General features: G+C 64.3%; 14 protein-coding genes. 11 read left to right on the top strand and 3 right to left on the bottom strand.

What is annotated here, in order from left to right; all coding sequences use genetic code 11:
• Window positions 1-10 precede the first annotated feature (10 nt).
• The 4 genes from tdh to hutI all read left to right on the top strand — a co-directional run bounded on the left by tdh (window position 11) and on the right by hutI (window position 4,650).
• Window positions 11-1,057 (top strand): L-threonine 3-dehydrogenase, encoded by a 1,047-nt coding sequence (gene tdh / locus V3C33_00585; GenBank protein ID XAS67875.1) that lies wholly within the window; start codon window positions 11-13, stop codon window positions 1,055-1,057.
• 8 nt (window positions 1,058-1,065) lie between these two features.
• Window positions 1,066-2,262, top strand: a complete 1,197-nt coding sequence (locus V3C33_00580; GenBank protein XAS67874.1) for a glycine C-acetyltransferase — start codon at window positions 1,066-1,068, stop codon at window positions 2,260-2,262.
• A 70-nt stretch (window positions 2,263-2,332) separates the two neighbouring features.
• Window positions 2,333-3,427 (top strand): FAD-dependent oxidoreductase, encoded by a 1,095-nt coding sequence (locus V3C33_00575; GenBank protein XAS67873.1) that lies wholly within the window; start codon window positions 2,333-2,335, stop codon window positions 3,425-3,427.
• 11 nt (window positions 3,428-3,438) lie between these two features.
• On the top strand, window positions 3,439-4,650 hold the full coding sequence (hutI, locus tag V3C33_00570) for an imidazolonepropionase (protein ID XAS67872.1): 1,212 nt from the start codon (window positions 3,439-3,441) through the stop codon (window positions 4,648-4,650).
• A 74-nt stretch (window positions 4,651-4,724) separates the two neighbouring features.
• Here the strand turns inward: hutI and V3C33_00565 are convergent, their stop codons facing one another.
• Window positions 4,725-9,101: an endo-alpha-N-acetylgalactosaminidase family protein gene (locus V3C33_00565; GenBank protein ID XAS67871.1), complete on the bottom strand. Its 4,377-nt coding sequence runs from the start codon at window positions 9,099-9,101 to the stop codon at window positions 4,725-4,727.
• Between the two features lie 328 nt (window positions 9,102-9,429).
• Here V3C33_00565 and V3C33_00560 point away from each other — a divergent pair, with 328 nt between their 5' ends.
• From V3C33_00560 to V3C33_00540, 5 genes are read left to right on the top strand one after another with little or no spacing between them, the layout of a single operon-like run.
• Complete coding sequence (locus V3C33_00560; GenBank protein XAS67870.1) at window positions 9,430-10,347, top strand: SIS domain-containing protein; 918 nt, start codon at window positions 9,430-9,432, stop codon at window positions 10,345-10,347.
• A gap of 10 nt (window positions 10,348-10,357) precedes the next feature.
• A complete protein-coding gene (locus V3C33_00555; protein ID XAS67869.1) occupies window positions 10,358-11,320 on the top strand; it encodes an ROK family protein in 963 nt (320 codons plus the stop codon).
• Window positions 11,317-12,270, top strand: a complete 954-nt coding sequence (locus V3C33_00550) for a 1-phosphofructokinase family hexose kinase (GenBank protein ID XAS67868.1) — start codon at window positions 11,317-11,319, stop codon at window positions 12,268-12,270. Before V3C33_00555 ends, V3C33_00550 begins: the two co-directional genes overlap by 4 nt.
• Window positions 12,267-13,106, top strand: a complete 840-nt coding sequence (locus tag V3C33_00545; GenBank protein XAS67867.1) for a class II fructose-bisphosphate aldolase — start codon at window positions 12,267-12,269, stop codon at window positions 13,104-13,106. The genes V3C33_00550 and V3C33_00545 overlap by 4 nt, the downstream gene beginning before the upstream one ends.
• 22 nt (window positions 13,107-13,128) lie before the next feature.
• Window positions 13,129-13,929, top strand: a complete 801-nt coding sequence (locus V3C33_00540; protein ID XAS67866.1) for a DeoR/GlpR family DNA-binding transcription regulator — start codon at window positions 13,129-13,131, stop codon at window positions 13,927-13,929.
• A gap of 21 nt (window positions 13,930-13,950) precedes the next feature.
• Here V3C33_00540 and V3C33_00535 read toward each other — a convergent pair whose 3' ends face one another.
• A complete protein-coding gene (locus V3C33_00535; GenBank protein XAS67865.1) occupies window positions 13,951-14,631 on the bottom strand; it encodes a histidine phosphatase family protein in 681 nt (226 codons plus the stop codon).
• A 76-nt stretch (window positions 14,632-14,707) separates the two neighbouring features.
• Here V3C33_00535 and V3C33_00530 point away from each other — a divergent pair, with 76 nt between their 5' ends.
• The gene (locus V3C33_00530) at window positions 14,708-15,484 is read left to right on the top strand and encodes a CPBP family intramembrane glutamic endopeptidase (protein ID XAS67864.1); all 777 of its coding nucleotides are present in this window, start codon (window positions 14,708-14,710) and stop codon (window positions 15,482-15,484) included.
• A gap of 296 nt (window positions 15,485-15,780) precedes the next feature.
• Here the strand turns inward: V3C33_00530 and V3C33_00525 are convergent, their stop codons facing one another.
• Window positions 15,781-16,917, bottom strand: a complete 1,137-nt coding sequence (locus V3C33_00525; GenBank protein ID XAS67863.1) for an IS701 family transposase — start codon at window positions 16,915-16,917, stop codon at window positions 15,781-15,783.
• 693 nt (window positions 16,918-17,610) lie between these two features.
• On the opposite strand from V3C33_00525, the gene V3C33_00520 reads away from it, so the two are divergent.
• A complete protein-coding gene (locus V3C33_00520) occupies window positions 17,611-19,353 on the top strand; it encodes an Ig-like domain-containing protein (protein ID XAS67862.1) in 1,743 nt (580 codons plus the stop codon).
• The last annotated feature ends 181 nt before the right edge of the window (window positions 19,354-19,534 follow it).

Raw genomic sequence — 19,534 nt, 5'->3', positions numbered from 1 at the left:
AAGGAAGCCCATGAAGGCTCTGTACAAGGCCGGCGCGCATGCCGGGTTTGAGCTGGTTGACCGCCCCGAGCCCGAAACCGGCCCCGGCGACGTCAAGATCCGTGTGATGACCACCGGCATCTGCGGCACGGACCTGCACATCCAGTCCTGGGACGCCTGGGCGCAGAGCATCATCGCGGCACCGCTTATTGCCGGCCACGAGTTCTACGGCGAAGTGGTGGAGACCGGCGAGGACGTGATGGACGTCAGGGTGGGCGACCGCGTTTCCGGCGAAGGCCATATCGTCTGCGGGATCTGCCGCAACTGCCGCGCCGGGCGCAAGCAGATGTGCATCAACACCGTCAGCGTCGGCGTCCAGCGTGACGGGGCGTTTGCTGAGTACGTGGTCATTCCCGAGACCAACGTGTGGGTCCATCAGGATCCGTCCGTGACGCCGGAACTCGGCGCCATCTTCGATCCCTTCGGCAACGCCGTCCACACAGCCCTGAGCTTTCCGCTGGTAGGCGAGGATGTGCTGATCACCGGTGCCGGCCCCATCGGACTGATGGCAATCGCCGTCGCCCGCCACGCGGGTGCACGCAAGATCGCCATCACGGACGTTTCGGCGCCCCGGCTGGAACTGGCCAGTCAACTGGGCGTGGACCTGGCCATCGACGTCTCCAAGATGCGGATCAAGGATGCGCAGCGCGAACTCGGCATGCGCGAAGGCTTCGATATCGGCATGGAGATGTCCGGCCACCCAACAGCCCTGCCGGAAATGATCGAGAACATGAACCACGGCGGCAGGATTGCCATGCTTGGCCTGCCGAGCCAGTCCATCAACATCGACTGGGGCAAGGTGGTCACGCATATGCTGACCATGAAGGGTATTTACGGCCGGGAAATGTTCGAAACCTGGTACGCCATGAGCGCCATGCTGTCCTCCAACCCGGCACTGCATGCGAACATTTCCGCCGTGGTGACGGACAAGCTTCCCGCAACCGAATGGGAAAAGGGCTTCGAAATCGCCCGCGCCGGCGTCGGCGGCAAGGTCGTCCTCGACTGGACAGAAATCTAAGGAGAGCTATGTACACCGCAATCAAGGACCAGCTGCAGGCCGAGCTGGACGAGATCCGCACCGCCGGACTCTTCAAGACCGAGCGCAGCATCAACTCTGCGCAGTCCAGCCACATCAACGCCGGCCAGATCGGCGGGGCCGGCACCAACGTCCTGAATTTCTGCGCCAACAACTACCTTGGCCTGGCCGATCACCCGGAGATCATCGCCGCGGCAAAGTCCGCCATGGACGAGCGCGGTTTCGGCATGGCCAGCGTACGGTTCATCTGCGGCACCCAGGATCTGCACCTGGAACTGGAGGCCCGTGTCGCCAGGTTCCTCGGCACCGAGGACACCATCCTGTTCTCCAGCTGCTTCGACGCCAACGGCGGTGTTTTCGAATCCCTTTTCGGCCCGGAAGATGCCATCATCTCCGATGCCCTGAACCACGCCTCCATCATCGACGGCATCCGGCTCTGCAAGGCACAGCGGTTCCGCTATGCCAACCAGGACATGTCGGACCTCGAAGCGAAACTGATTGCTGCAAAGGGTGCGCGCCGCAAGATCATCGTCACGGACGGCGTGTTCTCCATGGACGGCTATCTGGCGCCGCTGGAAGCCATCTGCGATCTCGCGGAAAAGCACGATGCCCTGGTAATGGTGGATGACTCCCATGCCGTGGGCTTTATGGGCGCCACCGGCGCCGGCACGCCGGAACACGCAGGTGTCAGCCACCGCGTGGACATTTACACCGGTACGTTCGGCAAGGCCCTGGGTGGCGCGTCCGGCGGCTACGTTTCCGGCCGCAGCGAAGTGGTGGCCATGCTCCGCCAGAAGGCCCGCCCGTACCTTTTCTCCAACTCGCTGGCACCGGCAATCGTGGCGGCAACCCTGAAGGCACTGGACCTCGTGGAGACGTCCGGTGAGCTCCGCAGCAGGCTCTTCGAGAACGCCGCGCTTTTCCGCAGCCGCATGACGGAAGAGGGCTTTGAGCTGCTCGACGGCGAGCATGCCATAGTCCCCGTGATGTTCGGCGATGCCGTGATGGCCGCCAAGGTCGCAGACGAAATGCTGCACAACGGCGTTTTTGTCACGGCCTTCAGCTTCCCGGTAGTGCCGCGCGGGGCAGCCCGCATCCGGGTCCAGCTGTCCGCCGCCCACAGCCCGGACGACGTCGAGGCGTGCGTGCAGGCGTTCGTCAAGAGCCGTGACGCCGTGGCCGCCTGACGGCAGCCGGCAAAAGCCTGACGGCGGCCGGCAGTCGGGAAAGCCTGCCGCCGTCTGCAAGGATAGGGGCATGGCTGCGAATTATGATGTGGTGATCGTGGGCGGAGGCATTGCCGGGCTGTCCCTGGCCTCCGCACTTGCGGGAAAATGCACCGTTGCGCTCGTCGAAGCCGAGCAGGAGCTGGCGTACCACACGTCCTCACGCTCTGCCCGCCAGCTGATCCCGAGCTACGGACCTGCCGTGGTGCAGGAACTCACGGTCCGCACACTTGAGTTAATTGCCGCAAGAGACGCTCTGTTGCCCCAACCTGTCCTTTCGCCACGCAGCTTCATGCTGATCGGAGATGAGGACGCGGTCCGGGCAGAAGCAAGTGGCCACATGCGCGGGATCACGCATGCTGAGGCTCTGCAGTTCTGCCCCGCACTGGAACCAGGCTCCTTCACGGCGGCCGGTCTGGATGAGGGTTCGTTCGCGTGCAATGCGCCTGTACTGCTCGAGGACCACCGACAACAGGCAGCGGCCGCGGGCGTCGACATCATCACCGGTGCACGCGTCCACTCGGCCCAGCGGCTAGGCAGTGGTTGGCGGCTCGGTGCCGGCCAGGAGGCGTTCGAGGGGGGCGTGATGGTCAATGCCGCCGGCGCCTGGGCAGACGAGCTCGCCGTTATCAGCGGCGTGGAGAAGCTCGGGCTTCAGCCGTACCGCCGCACGGCGGCCATTGTCGACGTCGAGCATCCGCTCCCCGAAGGCACGCCCATGGTGGCGGCAGCTGACGGCTCTTTCTATTTCCGCCGCGACGGCGGCAACGTGCTGATTTCCCCGTCGGAAACGGTTCCCAGCGGTCCGGAGGATGCGCAGCCGTTCGCCGGCGATGTGGACCGGCTCATCGCGCGGCTCAACGCCCTGACCACCCTGGGAATCCGCGGCGTCCGCAAGGCGTGGACCGGTTTGCGTACGGAAGCGGCCGACGGCGTCCCGGTAGCGGGGTTCGACGCCGAGGCCCCCGGTTTCTTCTGGCTCGCCGGCCAGGGCGGCTACGGTTTCCAGACGTCCTCCGCCATGGCCGAACTGGCCGCCGCTCAGATCCTGGCCGGATCCGGGAGCAGTCCGGTATCCCGGACGGCGGAGTTGCTGGCCGCCACGCGCTGGTCCATCCGGCGCTGAACAATGGTCATATGAGCACACTTATCACCAACATCGGCGAACTGATGACCCAGGACCTTAATCACCGGGTCCTGAAGGACGCGGCCGTGGTGATCGAAGGCGAGCGGATCTCCTGGATCGGCACGGCAGCAGACGCGCCGGCGGCAGATGACGCCGTTGATGCCGGCGGGCGCGCCGTACTGCCAGGCTGGGTCGACTCCCACACACACCTCATCTTTGCCGGCGACAGGACCGCCGAATTCGAGGCCCGGATGGCCGGGGAGAGCTACAGTGCCGGCGGAATCGCCGTCACCACCGGGGCTACCCGGAGCACGTCGGATTTTGATCTCACCAGGCTGGCCATGGGCCGGGTTGCCGAGGCGGTCTCGCAGGGGACCACCTATCTGGAAACCAAGACCGGTTACGGCCTGGACGTTGAGCATGAGGCGCGCAGCGCACGGATTGCCTCCACGGTTGCTGACGAGGTGACCTATCTTGGGGCGCACCTTGTCCCGGCGGGCGCCGATCCGGACGAGTACACGGACCTTGTATGCGGGCCCATGCTTGAGGCAGTCCGTCCCTATGTGCGCTGGGCGGACGTGTTCTGCGAAGAGGGCGCGTTCACCGCTGAGCAGTCCCGTCGGGTGTTGCAGGCCTGCAGGGACGCCGGGCTGGGGCTGCGGGTGCATGGCAACCAGCTGGGAGAAGGAGCCGGGGTGCAGCTGGCCGTGGAATTCGGTGCGGCCAGCGTGGACCATGTGAACTACCTGTCCGCCGCGGACGTCGATGCCCTCGCGTCCAGCTGGTCTTCCTGGGACGCGGCATCCGGTTCCGGCATGCGCGGAACGGTGGCCACGTGCCTTCCGGCGTGCGACCTCTCCACGCGTCAGCAGCTGGCCGCAGGCCGCGAACTGCTCGACGCCGGCGTCCAGCTGGCCCTGGCATCGAACTGCAACCCAGGGACCTCGTACACGAGCTCCATGGCTTTCTGCGTCACCACCGCGGTCCTCCAGATGCGGCTCAGTGTCCACGAAGCCGTCCGGGCAGCGACCTACGGCGGCGCGCTGGCGCTGCACCGGGAATCCGGGAACGACGTCGACGGCGAACGCGCGGTGGGGTCCGTCGCCGTCGGACACCGGGCTGACCTGCATATTCTCAATGCACCGTCAGCCACACATCTTGCGTACCGTCCGGGGATCCCGCTCACCCATGCGGTGTGGCGGGCAGGGATCCGCGCCCGGTAAGTGTCCGGTCGAGATACGACCTGACTGGAAAAGGGCCCTCTCCGTGCGGAGGGGGCCCTTTTCCAGTCAGCTACTCAGGGGCTGCACAGAAACTTCGCGTCTGCCCAGTCGCCCCAGTCGTCGCCGGCGTCGTCACCATTCCTGTCTGCGATGAGCTGCACGTTCTGTTTTCCGGTGATGTTCACATTTACCGGAAGCGCTACAGAATCGGCACTGAGCACAGCACTGCGGAAGAGCTCCACACCGTCACCCTTCACGATGAACACCACGGATCCGTGCAGGCCCTTGGTGAGTTTGGTGTCATCAACACCAACGATCGCCTGGAGGGACTGGCACCTGGTCACGGTGGCGATCGTGACATCGGCATCCGCGTGGACGCCGATGCCCTTGGCGTAGGTCACACCGTCGAGCTTCAGCGCAGGGCCGTCACCGGCGTTCTGCTCGCCGTTTGCCTGGTCGCGTTCCGCCGGACCCCAGCCGTTCGTGGAGCTTGCCCACGGCAGGTCGGAGGCGAACACGGTGCCGGACAGAGCAGCCGGCGGCGCATCAACACGGGTGCCGGAGCACGTGAACCTGGCGTCCGCCCAATCAGCGTGGTCGTTGAAGTTCTGCGCACCGGCGTCGGCGAACAGATCCACGTACTGTGCACCGGTGACGTCTGCATCAATCTGAAAGGTAGTGGTGGAGGCACCCATCACGGGACTCTGCTTGACCATCTTGTTGTCAGCCTTGACCACAAAGGCCACTGAGCTGTTCGGGCCCGTCTGTGCGTCATCGATGCCAACGGATGCGGTGAATCTGGTGCAGTAGCCGCCCAGGAAGTACCGGACGGTTGACGGGGCGTGCGCGCCCAGGCCCTTGGTGAAGGTGACGCCGTTCAGTGTGAGTGGCTTGCCGTCGCCGGCGCCCTGCTCACCGTTCGACCGGTCCTTTTCGACCGGGCCCCAGCCGTTCGTGGCACTGACCCACGGGTGGTCGCTGGCGAACACCGTCGCCTGCGGAGGACGTGGAAGCGTGCGGACCTGCGTCATGGCGGAAACGGTACGCGGTCCCACAGGAGCCGACGTCGTGGTGTACGTTCCGGTCAAGCCGATGTCGAAGCTGCCGTCAGCACTGGCCGGTGCCGTCACCTTCCATCTGGTGGTCAGAGAACCGCCAGCCGGGAGAGTAGCCGCAGTGGCGGCGTCTGCCGCGGCGGCCGTCCAGCCTTCCGGCAAGGCGAGCCTGACCTCGACGTTGCTGATTGCGGCCGGTTCGGTGGACGTCAGCACCGTGGTGAAATCAGTGGCCCGGTCCTGCTGGATGACGGGTGTGGCCAGGGTTCCCGTCAGCGTAGCGCAGGCCGGGATTTCAGTGGATTCACCAAGGTCTTCAACCAGGACGTTGTCCAGGGTGAAGTCCGAGCCCTCGCTGGAGCCCGTCCGCTGCAGGCCCACGAAGTAGTCGCCGCAGTAACCGGCAGTGAACTGCTGCTCAAAGCGTGCTGTACCAGTCTGTTTGCCAAGCGTCTGCGACTGGGTGGTGGTGGGTCCGGACGTGGTGTCGTATCCGCTGACCCAGCTGTACTCGTTGGCCTTGGAGTTCTGGTAATCGAACGAGACCTTGTACTTGCGGCCTGACGCGAGCGGAACAGTAGCGTCCGTGGTGCGGTACACCAGTCCGGGGCCGCCGTCGGGCGCCTGATTTTCGTCATGCGCGATCAGGGACCAGGTTCCGCCCAGCACCTCATCGATGACATTCGTGTTCCACCCCTTCTGGGTGAAGGGCTGGTTGCGTTCGGTGAGGTGGGTGCGGGGGTCCGTGGAGCCGCCTGCGTTTCCCTTGACGAACGGGCCCCAGCCTTGGTCCACATTCTCGAAGTCTTCGCTGAGGACGCCTGTTGTCGGGACCCACTTGGTTTCAACTGCGCGGAAGTCATCCGCACGGACCTTGGCCGTACCCTCGCCTGCCGTCAGCGTGATCTTGGGCTTGGCGCCATTCCTGGGAACGTCGATCAGAGTGCGCACACGCTGGAAATTGGTGTCCGTCTTTTCATCACCGGCCACGTAGTTGATGGCTGAAGAGTTATCGATTGTGATGCTCTGGGTCTTGCCTCCGGGCACCTCCACCTTGAGCGTCGCGGCACGGGTCCGCCCCGGTTCAACCTCGACAAAGGCGCTGACGGAGTAGGTGCCTGCCTTGAACGGAAGAAGTTCCTGGGAAATTGAGGAGGCTCCGGCGCCCAGTTCGGCGTAGCGGCGGCCGAGGCTGTCACGGACGATCCCGGCGTCGCCGGACGTCGTCCACTTTTTCAGGTCCGCGGCATTGAAGCCTGGGTCCTTGATCCGGGTGCCTTCGCCGAAGGAGGCGTCAGCGGGAATGCTGACAGTCGCAGCGTTCGCCACCAGGACATATGGCTGTGCGGGGTCGGAAACCAGGGTGATTCCACCGTTGACTACCGGAATATCGGCTACCTTGACGCGGCCGGTGTCCGTCAGCTTGAACTGCTGCACGCTGGTGGCACCGGCAAAGGCATCGGTCAGCTTCCAAGTGGTGCTGCCGCCGTCAGGGTTGTAGTGGTAGAGCTTGTCCAGTGAGCCGCCTTCGGCGGAAGCCCACGGAAGCAGGTACTTTCCGCCCTTGAGCACGGAAGCGCCGTTGACGGTGATGTCGCGTGCGGCCGCCGTGTTGCCAGTGACGGCTACGCCGTCTGCGAGGTCGATCCGGTCAGCGGTCCACTTGGTGATTTCGTGGTGCTGCAGGAACTTGGCCGGCAGGTTGGAGGTCCAGATGTTCTTCGAGAAGGCGTTGAAGTCGTTCTGGCCGGTCCAGCCTTCGAACTCCACGATGTGGGAGACTCCCAGCCTGGCGTCCGGGTTCCAGACATCGGACTGGGTGTTGTTGATGAAGCGCAGGATCTGCGAATTAACGCCCTTGTTGGCGCTTCCGCCGTAGCTTTCATCGTTCGCCCAATGCGACCAGGTGTTGTTGCGGCTGAGGTGGTCGGCCCACTCGGAGCCCACGCGGAAACCGTTCTTGACCAGTTCGTCCTGAATGGTCTCGGCGAGCCATCCGTATTCGTAGTAGACATCAACGTAGGCGAAGTCCAGGTTGTCGTCCGTGGCATCGGCAAGTTCCTTGATGCGCTGGGCGAGCTTGCCGGAGATGATGTCCTGGTGCTGATTGATCTTGTAAGACTGGTCCAGCCAATTCCAGCCGAGCGCTTTGTTCGCGGTCAGCAGATCCTCGGCGAAGGATTTTGCCTCGGGGTAGATCTCCGTGGCGTTGATGTGGACGCCGAACCTGGCATTCCATTCCTTGCCGGCTGAGACCAGTCGGTTGAGATCCTTGAGGCCGCCGGCGCGGGTATTGAAATTGTTGCCGTAGTCGGTATTGGCCGAGTCATGACCCTCCGAGGTATAGCCCTTGAGCATGGCTACCTGGCCCAGGCCGTCTGTTGCCTGGGAAATCCGCTTAACGTCGTCCAGCGTGCGCAGGAACGGGTGTGTGGCCTGCGAGGCGAAGTTGAACGGAATGTGGGTGATGACGTTGTCCGGTGTCTGGCCACCCTTGTAGGCCCTGACCTCGATGGTCCGCATGGCGATCGCGGCGTCCTGCCAGTCCACCACGGAATCGGCGTTGGCATCCGGGGTGATGGCCACGCGGGTCCAGGGCAGTTCCTCGGTTTTATTGGATCCGTCCACGCGGTACAGCCATTGTCCGCTGGCCACACCCATCTGCACGCCGCCACTGCCGTTGCTGACGGCCTGGTGCCAGAAGCGTCCCTGGTCCTTGTAACCGGCTCCGGAGGAGGTGTCATAGAGGGAGTTGGACTCGAAGGCGGCCCCCAGCTTCGCTGTGTTGGCGAGTGCGTAGGCGGAGCCCTTAGCCGCGGCGTCCACCGGCGTGGTGGCAGTGACGGGTGTAAAGATGTCTCCTGTCTTGGCCCGGTCCACCGACAGGTTGGCGGTGGAAACCTGCGCGCCCGGTTCAGCGGAGGAGACAGTGGCGAGGTTCAACTTGGGGAGTTGCAGGGTCTTGACCTGGTTGGCCGGGGCGTCATTGATTTTGGTGACGTTGAAGGTCACCACGCTGTTGTCCGCGGAGAGGCGGGCATCCAGCGTGATCCCGCCCATGCCCGGAACCGTCAGGACGTAGTCGACGGCGGTCTCGCCGGACTTGCTGGACGTCACGGTCACGGGCTGTTCAGTCCCGTTGATGGTGATGGTGTTCAGCTGCTCGGCGGTGCCGGACAGGCTGGACTGTGTTGCTACGTCTGTGTAGCGGATGACCTGGGGGAAGGACTTTGAGACCAGTACAGAGATGTTTCCGGAGGTGATGGTCTCTGTTCCAGCCGGGGACAGGACGTCGGCGTGCGCCGGGGTGGTTGCCATGAGTGCGAGTGATGAGGTTGCCAGGACGCAGGCCAGGCTGAGGCTTGTGAGGCGCGCTGGTAGCGGGATGCGGGGCATCAATGCTCCTTGTTGATTGTTTCCGATAAGATTCGATCAGTTTGGTGCGGTTCTGTTCTAGAGTGTCCCACCTCACCACAATCTGACAAGAGCTAACCGAATAATGACTCAAACTCACAAAAGCGAACATCCAGGACGGCGGGGCCGTTGCCCCATTGCTTCCGGGCGATTTTCGGCGTAGGCGCGATGGAAAAATCAGAAGTGATTCTTGTGCGATTGATGTTGCTCGTTTAGTCTTAGTATTAGTCAAAAAACGTCACCAGCTATGCCGGAACTGCGCGCTGCAGCCGGGAAGGCACTGTTTCACCGCTTAAGGAGCACAAAACCTATGACTGACGCCACGCTTGGAGCGTTCATGGATGAAGAACTGACGTCCCAGCCCGAGGTCTGGACGCGAGCCATCGCCCAGGCCAAGGCCGAGGACCTCCTTCCTGCCGATGGCCAGCGTGTCGCCGTCATCGGCTGCGGGACCTCCTGGTTTATGGCCCAGAGCTACGCCGCTGCCCGCGAGACCGCAGGCAAAGGGCTGACGGATGCGTTTGCCGCATCCGAGGCGTTCCTGAACAGCAACAGTGACGCCCGTGACTACGGCGTTGTGGTTGCCATCACCCGTTCGGGCACCACCACCGAGGTACTCGGCCTGCTGGCCGATCTCAGGGGCAAGGTGCGCACCGTGGCGCTGATCGGCGACGTCGAATCCCCGATCGTCGGCCTGGCCGACGCCATCATCGGCCTGCCGTACGCCGACGAGAAGTCGGTGGTGCAGACCCGCTTTGCGACGTCCGCGCTGGCCTACCTCCTGACCAGCCTCGACATCGACCTCAGCCAGGCGGTTGAAGATGCCCGGACGGCAGTGACCGCAGATGTCCCGCAGGAACTGCTTGACGCCGAGCAGTTCACGTTCCTGGGCCGCGGCTGGACCGTCGGGCTGGCGCACGAAGCCGGGCTGAAGATGCGCGAGGCAGTGCAGGGCTGGACCGAGTCCTACCCGGCCATGGAATACCGTCATGGCCCTATCTCCATTGCCGCTCCCGGCCGGGTCACCTGGCTCTTCGGCGAGCAGCCGGAGGGACTCGACGCCGATGTTGCGCAGACCGGCGCCCTGTACATCAACACGGACAAGCACCCGCTGGCTGAACTTGCCCGCGTCCACAAGGTCACGCTGGAGCGCGCCCGGGTCCGCGGTCTCAACCCGGACCTTCCCCGCAACCTCACCCGTTCCGTCATCCTCGACGCCACGGTCTAGGCACAGCTTGATGTCACACGCCCCCACACCACGCCGACCAGTCTCCCTCGGTCCGGCACCCGCCGCTGTGATGGCGTTCGACGTCGGCGGAACAGACATGAAAGCCGGAATCGTTGATGCGTCCGGCGCCATCCGCGGCCTCAGGCGCGTTGCAACCCCACTCTCAGGGAACAGGACAGCGGAAGCCGTGCTGGACTGCGTGGCCGGACTCGCCGCAGATCTGGCAGGCGAGTTTCCGGATATTCACGTCGCGGCAGCCGGCCTGATGGTGCCGGGTCTTGTTGACTCTGCGGCCGGGACCGGTATTTTCTCGGCAAACCTCGGGTGGCGGAACTATCCCTTCACCCTCGAGGCCGAGCGGCGCCTTGGGGTGCCGGTGGCTTTCGGGCACGACGTCGGATCAGCCGGCAGCGCCGAGCTCCGTCTCGGTGCGGCCAAAGGGTTCAGCGACGTGGTGGTGATGATTCTCGGGACGGGGATCGCAGGCGCCGTGTTCTCCGGTGGCCGGCCCGTGGCTGCCGGCGGCTACGCCGGCGAGCTGGGGCACGCCCTGGTGCCGGATCCGTCCGGCAAAGGCACAGCCATCCTGGAATCCGTGGGTTCCGCCGGTGCCATTGCCCAGCGGTACACAGCGTTGACAGGTACTGAAGTGAATGGCGCCAGGGGTGTGCTGAGGCTTGCCCTGGCACATGATGCCACCGCGCAGCAGATCTGGATGGATGCCATCGAGGCCTTGGCATTCAGCATTGCCCAGTGTGTCAACATCATCGGCACCGAGGCTGTGGTGGTTGGCGGCGGGCTCTCGGAAGCCGGCGAGGAACTCCTGGCGCCCCTGCGCCGGCGCGTGGATGAACTTCTGACCTTCCACCGGCGCCCGCAGATCCTGAAGGCGCAGCTGGGACAGAATGCGGGCCTGATTGGCGCTGCATTGCAGGCCCGGATGCTGCTGACACCGGCGGGAGTCTCCACATGAGGCGTGTCATTACCGTCACGCCGAATCCCGCAGTCGACGTCACTTATCAGGTTGACGGCATTACCCCCGGCGGAAGCCACCGGGTGGAAACGCCGCTGGTCCGGGCCGGCGGCAAAGGACTGAATGTCGCCAGGGTGGCCCACCAGCTGGGGAACCCCGTCCTGGCCATCGTCCCTGCCGGTGGTGTTTCCGGTGCGGCGTTCGCCGCCGAGCTTGAAGCCAGCGGTGTGCCCCATCGTCTGATCCGGGCGCAGGCTGAGACCCGCCGGAGCATCGCGCTGGTGGATACCGTCAGCGGGGATACGTCCATTTTTAATGAACGTGGTCTGCCGCTGCAACCGGCTGAATGGCAGGCCCTGGCTGCCGCCGTCGTGGAAAGCCTCAGCGGGGATGATGGCCACCCGGCCGGTGTACTGGTGGGGTCCGGCAGCCTTCCGGCCGGCGCACCCCGGGACTTCTACCCGGCATTGGTGAAACTGGCGCACGACGCCGGAGTCCCGGCAATTATCGATACCTCCGGTCCCGGGATTGTCGCCGCTGCGAAGGCCGGAGCAGATCTTCTTAAGCCAAACAATCATGAACTGATCGAGGCAGTGGGGGAGCAGGACCTGGTTGCGGCCGCCCTCAAGCTCATTTCCCTTGGCGCCAAGCGGGTTCTGGTCAGCGCCGGTCCCGACGGCATGCTGGCATTTGATGCCGCCGCACCAGGCCATTACTGGCAAGCACGGCTACCGGAGGCCCTCTGCGGCAACCCCACCGGCGCCGGAGATGCGGCAGTCTCGGCCGCCGCCGTCGCACTTGCCAACGGCATTACTGACCTCGAGCAGATCCTCCGGGCGGCCACCTCCTGGTCCGCTGCAGCCGTGCTGATGCCCGGTGCAGGGGAGATCTCGCCCCGCCACACAGAACTTGCCGATCAGCTGATCGTCACCCACAAGGAGATTCCATGACCCTGGTCAACACCCGTGATCTGATGGACAGTGCTGCGGAACGCGGCGCCGGCCAGGGCGCCTTCAATATAGTCCACCTGGAGACCCTGGAGGGGCTGGTGGCCGGTGCCGAGGCGGCCGGGCTGCCGGTGATCCTGCAGATCTCCGAGAACTGCGCCGCTTTCCACGGCGGTCTGGAGCCCCTGGCGCTCGCCTCGCTGGCGGTCGCCAGGCAGGCCGCCGTTCCGGTGTCCCTGCATCTGGACCACGCCGAGTCCGAAGAGCTGGCCCTCCAGGCCGTTGATCTGGGCTTCGGGTCCGTCATGTACGACGGCGCCCACCTGGCCTATGAACTGAATGTCGCCGCTACCCGGCGAGTGACGGAATATGCACACAGCAGGGGCGTCTATGTCGAGGCCGAGCTGGGCAAAGTCGGCGGCAAGAACGGCGCCCATGCTCCGGGCGTCCGAACAGATCCCGATGAGGCCGCTGCATTCGTGGCAGCCACCGGAGTGGACGCGCTGGCCGTGGCCGTGGGCTCTTCCCACGCCATGACGGAACGAAGCGCAGCCCTGGACCTGGGGCTCATCACCCGGTTGAAGTCGGCACTTGGCGTGCCGCTCGTGTTGCACGGTTCATCGGGGGTCCCGGATGAGTCGATTGTGGCTGCCATCGGGTCGGGGATGACTAAGATCAATGTATCCACCCACCTGAATGGGTTCTTCACGCGCGCGGTCCGGGACTACCTGGTTGCGAATCCTTCAGTGGTGGATTCCCGGAAGTACATCAAGGCAGGCCGGGATGCCCTGGCGCCCGAGGTGTCACGGTTGCTGACGCTTTTTGCGAAGGCCATTTAATTCGACTCTTGAGAGGTTAGTGATGACGCGCACCGATCGACTGACTGCGATCCTGGATCTGCTGGCGGAGTCCGGGCAGGTTGACGTGGAGGACATTGTCACGCAACTCGGCGTGTCGCCTGCCACGGCGCGACGCGATCTGGACAGCCTTGCCAAGCAGCGGCTGCTCAGCCGGACCAGGGGTGGAGCAACCACAGGTTCGGTCGCCTACGACCTCCCTGGCCGCTATAACCGGGACGATCACGCCGAAGCGAAACAGCAGATCGCGCTGGCCGCCTCTGCGCTGATCCAGCCGGGGGCAGTGATCGGCCTCAGCGGCGGCACCACCAGCACTGCCTTGGCGCAGGTTTTGTCAACCCGCGCTGATCTGAACACGCACTCCAACCGCGCCACGTTGACGGTGGTCACCAATGCCATCAATATTGCGTCCCAGCTTGCTGTCCGGCCCAATATCAAGATCATGGTGACCGGTGGCATCCTGAACCCGCGATCCTACGAGCTGGTGGGGCCGTACACGGACATCATCATGCAGAAGGTCGCGCTGGACATCGCCTTCATCGGGGTAAACGGCATCGATCCTGCGTTTGGCCCTACCATCACGGACGAGGGGGAGGCCTCCGTCAACGCGCTGATGGCCCGCCGTGCCGCCGTGTCCTATGTGTTGGCGGACTCTTCCAAAGTGGGGCGGCGCGCGTTCGCCACCATGGCGGGTTACCGGTTCAGCAAGCTGATCACCGACTCCGGCATTTCAGACACGGACAAGGCTGCGTTCGAGGCCAACGGCACCGAAGTCATTGTGGCGCCGCCGGCACAGGAATCCTGATCCTCTTTCCGGCCGGACTCCTCACCAGATCATATGAGGAGCGTTCAGCACTGACTCGTTGACGCTTCGCTCCACCCACTGGCTGAACGGCTTGTCCAGCTCATACTTGCCGTGGTCCGTGCGCAGCAGCGTGCGGACCTCTGCGTTGTCCGGGTTATTCAGCGACTCGAAGTACTCAACGGACCAGTGGAACCAGCGCATGCAGAACAGCCGCATGGTCAGACCATGTGTCACCAGCAATGTGTTGGGCGCGTAGCTGGGCCTGGACCAGTGCCTGTAGAGGGTTTCCATAAACGAGGAAATGCGGTCGTAGACGTCTGAGCCCGACTCGCCCTCGCGGAACCGGTAGAAGAAGTGCCCATAGGCATTCCTCAGTTCCTTCTGGTCTTCGATTTCCCCGGTGATCTGGAAATTCGCCCAGTCCTGTTCGCGGAGCCGGGGCTCTTCGACCACCCGTTCAATAAGCGCGCCCAGGTCGAGTGCTTCCAGGGTCTGGTACGCCCGCAGATACGGAGACACATAAACGCAGACCTGGCGGCCATCGAGCTGGCGCCGGATCTGCTCCCCGGCTGCCTTGGCCTGCTCGAGGCCCTTCGGCGTCAGCGGTATCCGGTAGTCCGGCACCCGGTTGTAGATGGAGGTGTCGGCATTGGCCGCGGACTGGCCATGCCGGATCATGATGATTTTCCCGGGCGCACTCATAACCACCAAGCATAGGCCCGGCCCGAAAGAAGCAGGGCAACAGGAAAGAACCAGAAACTAAAGGCAAGATAGGAACATGTTGGTTCCTGCCCGCCGTCGTCTGCGGATTGAAGTCTGGATTGTCCTCGGACTGTCCCTCGGCCAGTCCGCTGTCTACTCCGTGGTGCAGCTCCTGGACAAGGTGACCCGGGCACCCCTTGCCCAGGGCACCTCCACGCTTAACCGTTCGCAGAGCACCCGCGAATACTTCGATCTCACCTATCAGCTGCTGGACATAGTCTTCGCGCTGGTGCCGGTGCTGCTGGTGATCTACTTCCTGACGGATCATGTCCGGACACCCAATGACGGGCGGACGAGCGGCTCGGCATTCCGGAAACTGGGCTTCAACTTCGCCAGGCCCGGTGTGGATCTGCTGCAGGGTCTGGGCCTTGCGGCACTGATCGGCATTCCCTCCCTGGGACTCTACGCAGGAGGCCGGGCGCTGGGCATCACCACAGCGATCATCCCCAGTGCGCTGGACTCCTACTGGTGGACTGTTCCTGTGCTGATACTGTCCGCGATACGGCACGGCGTCGTGGAGGAAGTCATTGTGGTGGGCTATCTGCTGGACCGGCTGGGCAAATTCGGCTGGAGCATGCCGCTGGCCATATTTGCCAGCTCCATGCTGAGGGGCAGCTATCACCTGTACCAGGGCTTCGGGCCGTTCATCGGGAACGCCGTGATGGGGGTGGTCTTCGCCTGGATCTATGCAAAGACCGGCCGTGTCATGCCGCTGGTGATTGCCCATGCGGTGCTGGACATCGTGGCATTCGTCGGCTTCAGCCTCTTCGGCAAGGCAGTCGGGCTTGGCTAGTGCACGCCGCCGCCACGGTAGGAACGGTCAGGCTTGTCGTATCGGGTCGCCGGCTCCCGCCGTTGTTTGAAAGTTTGAGAGACCGCCCGACGACGTTGCGGCGCTTATGCGCTTCCTGGTCTAGTACTACAGTCGCGTTTATTGGGTGTGTCCGCGGGCCTTGTAATGGCAGCGTCGGGCTCGGTGTTGGTGTTTTCGTCGCCAGGTTGAGTGTTCCAGGACGTGTTTCGGGCTGGTGGTGCGGTGCCAGACGAGGCGGACGAGCAGCCGCCTGATTTCGGGCAGTGAGAGCCGGATCAGTTCGCCGTCTGCGGCGGCAGGGCCCCTTTTTTGGAGCGGATCACGGTCAGGAAGGCCTGGGCGAACATGGAGAGGGTGATGTGCCGGTACCAGCCGGTGTATTGGCGGACCTGGTAGTGGTCCAGCCCGGTTTCGCCTTTGGAGGTTTGGAAGGTTTCCTCGATCGCCCAGCGGGCGCCGGCGATCCGCACCAGTTCGGCGAGGGAGACCCGGTTGGGGCCGTGGCAGATGTAGTAGGCCAGGTCGGTGGGGTCTTTCAGGGAGCGGCGGGCCAGCAGCCAGTGTTCTCCGGTTTCGGCGGGTCCGTTGATGCGGGTCCGTGCCCAGGAGTATCGACGCTCGCCCTTGGTTCCTGCCCCGGCGGTGCGGGTCCGCCAGGCGTTGCCGCGCAGGGAAGCGATTAGTTTATCCGCGCGCCATTGCTCGCCGATCCCTGCGGTGGGGGCGATGATGTTTTGGTTCATGGGAACGGCCAGCACGTAGTGCAGACCTCGGGCTTCCAGGCGGCGGCGCAGCCCCGTGTGCTGTCCGTAGACAGCGTCCCCGGTGGCCCAGCGGGCCGGGATCCCGGCATCCAGGGCGCGGTCGATCATGTCCGCGGCGAGCACCGGTTTCGTGGCGAATTCCCTGGTTTTGGGGATCCCGGCCCGGGTGCATCTTTCCCGGTCATCGGCCCAGGTTTTGGGCAGGTAAAGTTCCCGGTCCAGCAGGGTGCGCCCGGCCGGGGCGGAGTACGTCAGAAACACCCCGATCTGGCAGTTCTCCACCCGCCCGGCAGTGCCTGAATACTGGCGTGCGACCCCGGCCGATTCGGCGCCCTTCTTGAGGAATCCGGTCTCGTCGATGATCAGGATCCCGCCGGGATCGCCCAGGTGGCGATTGACGTAGGTGAACAAATCATCCCGCACAACCTCCGGGTCCCAGTCAGTGGTCGAGAGCAGGCGCTGCATGCCATCCGGGGTGCCGTGCCCGGCGCGTTCAGACAGGGTCCAGGAATTTTTCCGTTCCTCATCCGAAAGCAGCCCGCGCACATACCCAACAGCATTCCGCCGCGGTTCAGACCGGACAAACCGCGGCCCAATAAGATCGCCGATTTCCTCCAGACCTTCGGCCCACTCTTCTACCTCCGCCACACAAATATCATCACTCACCACCAACGATTAACAGGCCACGACCGGAAAGTCCGATTAAACCGCCGCGACCGCCTAAATTAAACGCGACTGTAGTACTAGGCCCGCCGGCGTCCGCCGTTGCCGGGTGTGCCAGCGGCGGACTTCCGCGTGCAGATTCGGACAATGCACGCCTTGTCACGGCGCCTTGTGAAAACGCAAAATGCGAAGACCCGCTTGTCAAGCAATTGCTTCCCCCCAAATCTGGGGGACCTCAGGGGTGAGCGCGGGGCCGGATGGCAGTCGGCGACCTTCAACGGTTTCGTCAATCCTCTGCTCAGAATCTGAGGTTCCGCGGACTGTGACACAAATTTACTTCGGCTGTAACCACACAAAGGCCGCCGTGACGCGCTGCCCGACCCTTCCGTAGAATCGCTCATTCTCTGGATATCCGGGCCCGGTGAGGACCTGCGGGAGACGTCGTAGGCCCGTGATGACTTCATCCATCCGTTGAATGGCAGCCTGGTGCTCCCTTCCGAGACGTCGGTGAGCCCTGATGCCGCCGGGAAGCGGTCATTGGGCGGTACGTCGGGCGCAAGGTTTTTCCAGTTTCTGTTGGCTATCTTTGGGACGCGTACTGGGAACGGGTATAGGTACGCGCCGGCGGGCGACTACCGATCGCCGGCGTGATGCGGTCTTAGCGAGAGGCACAGAGTCATGTCCAGAGAAATGAAGTACACGCGTTTGGCAGCCGCCGTCCTTGCGGGCGCGGTGGGGGTTGTTATGGTGCCGTTGGGTGCGGTGCCGGCGGCCGCGGCGGCGATTAATGATCCGCCCGTGGCGCCGCACAGTATCATTGTCTTTCCGGTCAGGGACTTTGTCTCGGCTGCAGGTTACGCGACCGGTGACCGGCCTACGGTTCAGATCGTCCGCGGCGGCGCCGTGGTGGGGACTGCAACGAATGTGGTTCCCCAAGACGACCCGGCGACCCCCGGGTTCGACGGGTTCGTGGAAGTAAACCACCCCGGAGGCGCGTGTTGGGAGGGAGTCACTCCGGATATCCGGCCCGGTGACGTTGCACGCATCCTGACGGCGCCCGGCATCGGGGACCAGACCAGCACAGCGAATGTCACCGTCACGCAGCCGGCAACGAAAGTCAACGCGTCCACGGTGGTGATGAAGGGAACGGCGATCGCCGCTGGCGGAGGCCAGATACCGGCTTCCCAGCTCGAGGCCAGGGTGGTCGCCGGCAGGCAGTCATTTGTCATCAACGGAAAGCGCACCATCCGTGCCGCGGCGGGCGGCGGTGACGGCACCTTGGCCTACGACGGGCCCGGGCTGACGTCGTGGACGGCCACCTTTACCGGACTCGGCCAGGTCAGCACCGTGGACGGCACGAGCGACGCCGACAGGGCGGTCGCCAACGAGAGCAGGGCTTTGTGGCTGGGAACAGACCCGGCGACCACCGCCGAGGCAACGATCTTCGAGTTCGGACAGTTCGCCGGCCCCGGAGCACCATGCACCGCGCCGTTGGCGAACGGCCCCTCGGCTCCGGACATGACTGCAGCCACTGACACGGGCAGCTCAAGCACGGATAACCTCACCGCGAACCGCTCCCCGGTCTTTACCGGTGCGACCGCCCTCACCACTTCCACAGGAGTGAACCTGTATGTGGACGGGGCGCTGCGGGGCACCGCCACCGTGGGTGCCGGGGGAACATACTCGGTGGCTCCGGATCTTCCCTTGGCCAGCGGGGCTCACAGCGTAACAGCCAGCGAATTCGCTACGGGAGTGCCCGAGACGATGTCCACCGGTACCCTTCGGGTCACCGTTGACATCGCCGGGCCGACCGCCAGGCCGGGCACTCCGGCAGCAGGCACCACCGCCGTCAGCCAGACCAGCAACGTCACGGCGACCTTCAGTGAAAACGTCACAGGCGTTTCGTCCGCAACGTTTACCCTGAAGAACGCAGCAGGGGCTGCGGTCGCATCGGCGGTGAGTTACAACGCCACCACCCGGGTGGCAACCCTCAACCCAGGGGTAACCCTGGCAGCGGACACCAGATACACCGCCACGGTGAGCGCCGGGATTAAGGACACCGCGGGCAACCCCCTCACTGCTAGCAGCTGGAGCTTCACCACCGGGCCGCGGCCAACCGTGGGCACGAAGTCACCGGCTCCAGGCGCTGTCGGGGTCAGCCGGGTGGCCAATGTGACGGCAGCCCTCAGCGAGAAGGTGACCGGTGTAACCAGTGGTACGTTCGCCCTGAGGAACGCCGCCACCGGCAGCGTGATCAGCGCGGTGGTCAGCTACAACGCCACCACGCGGGTGGCAACCCTCAACCCAGGGCTAACGCTCACCGCGCGCACCAAGTACACCGCGGGCCTCAGCGGCGGCATCAAGGACGCCGCGGGGAACAGTCTGCTCTGGACTTCCTGGAGCTTCACCACCGGACCATGAGCGACCGCGGAGCGGGCGGGCACCTCCCCGCCCGCTCTGCGGACATCACCGACGAAGCATCCGGTTCCCCGCGATAAAGGGCCCGGGGCTTTCGGCTGTACCAGCCGGGCCGGGCGTCAGCCGGGCTGATCGTTAAGGGGATTCGGCCGCCATCGGTGGGTGGCGTCATTGGCACCCGCTG

The sequence above is a fragment of the Micrococcaceae bacterium Sec5.7 genome (assembly GCA_039636785.1).
In the GTDB taxonomy this organism is placed as follows: domain Bacteria; phylum Actinomycetota; class Actinomycetes; order Actinomycetales; family Micrococcaceae; genus Arthrobacter.
This window is presented reverse-complemented; position numbering and strand designations above follow the sequence as displayed.

Excerpts from the sequence above, each read along its gene's own strand:
- tdh (XAS67875.1), top strand. The coding sequence starts at position 11 with ATGAAGGCTCTGTACAAGGCCGGCGCGCATGCCGGGTTTGAGCTGGTT.
- V3C33_00550 (XAS67868.1), top strand. The coding sequence starts at position 11,317 with ATGAGGCGTGTCATTACCGTCACGCCGAATCCCGCAGTCGACGTCACT.
- hutI (XAS67872.1), top strand. The coding sequence starts at position 3,439 with ATGAGCACACTTATCACCAACATCGGCGAACTGATGACCCAGGACCTT.
- V3C33_00545 (XAS67867.1), top strand. The coding sequence starts at position 12,267 with ATGACCCTGGTCAACACCCGTGATCTGATGGACAGTGCTGCGGAACGC.
- V3C33_00535 (XAS67865.1), bottom strand. The coding sequence starts at position 14,631 with ATGAGTGCGCCCGGGAAAATCATCATGATCCGGCATGGCCAGTCCGCG.
- V3C33_00560 (XAS67870.1), top strand. The coding sequence starts at position 9,430 with ATGACTGACGCCACGCTTGGAGCGTTCATGGATGAAGAACTGACGTCC.
- V3C33_00575 (XAS67873.1), top strand. The coding sequence starts at position 2,333 with ATGGCTGCGAATTATGATGTGGTGATCGTGGGCGGAGGCATTGCCGGG.
- V3C33_00520 (XAS67862.1), top strand. The coding sequence starts at position 17,611 with ATGTCCAGAGAAATGAAGTACACGCGTTTGGCAGCCGCCGTCCTTGCG.
- V3C33_00555 (XAS67869.1), top strand. The coding sequence starts at position 10,358 with ATGTCACACGCCCCCACACCACGCCGACCAGTCTCCCTCGGTCCGGCA.
- V3C33_00540 (XAS67866.1), top strand. The coding sequence starts at position 13,129 with ATGACGCGCACCGATCGACTGACTGCGATCCTGGATCTGCTGGCGGAG.
- V3C33_00530 (XAS67864.1), top strand. The coding sequence starts at position 14,708 with ATGTTGGTTCCTGCCCGCCGTCGTCTGCGGATTGAAGTCTGGATTGTC.
- V3C33_00580 (XAS67874.1), top strand. The coding sequence starts at position 1,066 with ATGTACACCGCAATCAAGGACCAGCTGCAGGCCGAGCTGGACGAGATC.
- V3C33_00565 (XAS67871.1), bottom strand. The coding sequence starts at position 9,101 with ATGCCCCGCATCCCGCTACCAGCGCGCCTCACAAGCCTCAGCCTGGCC.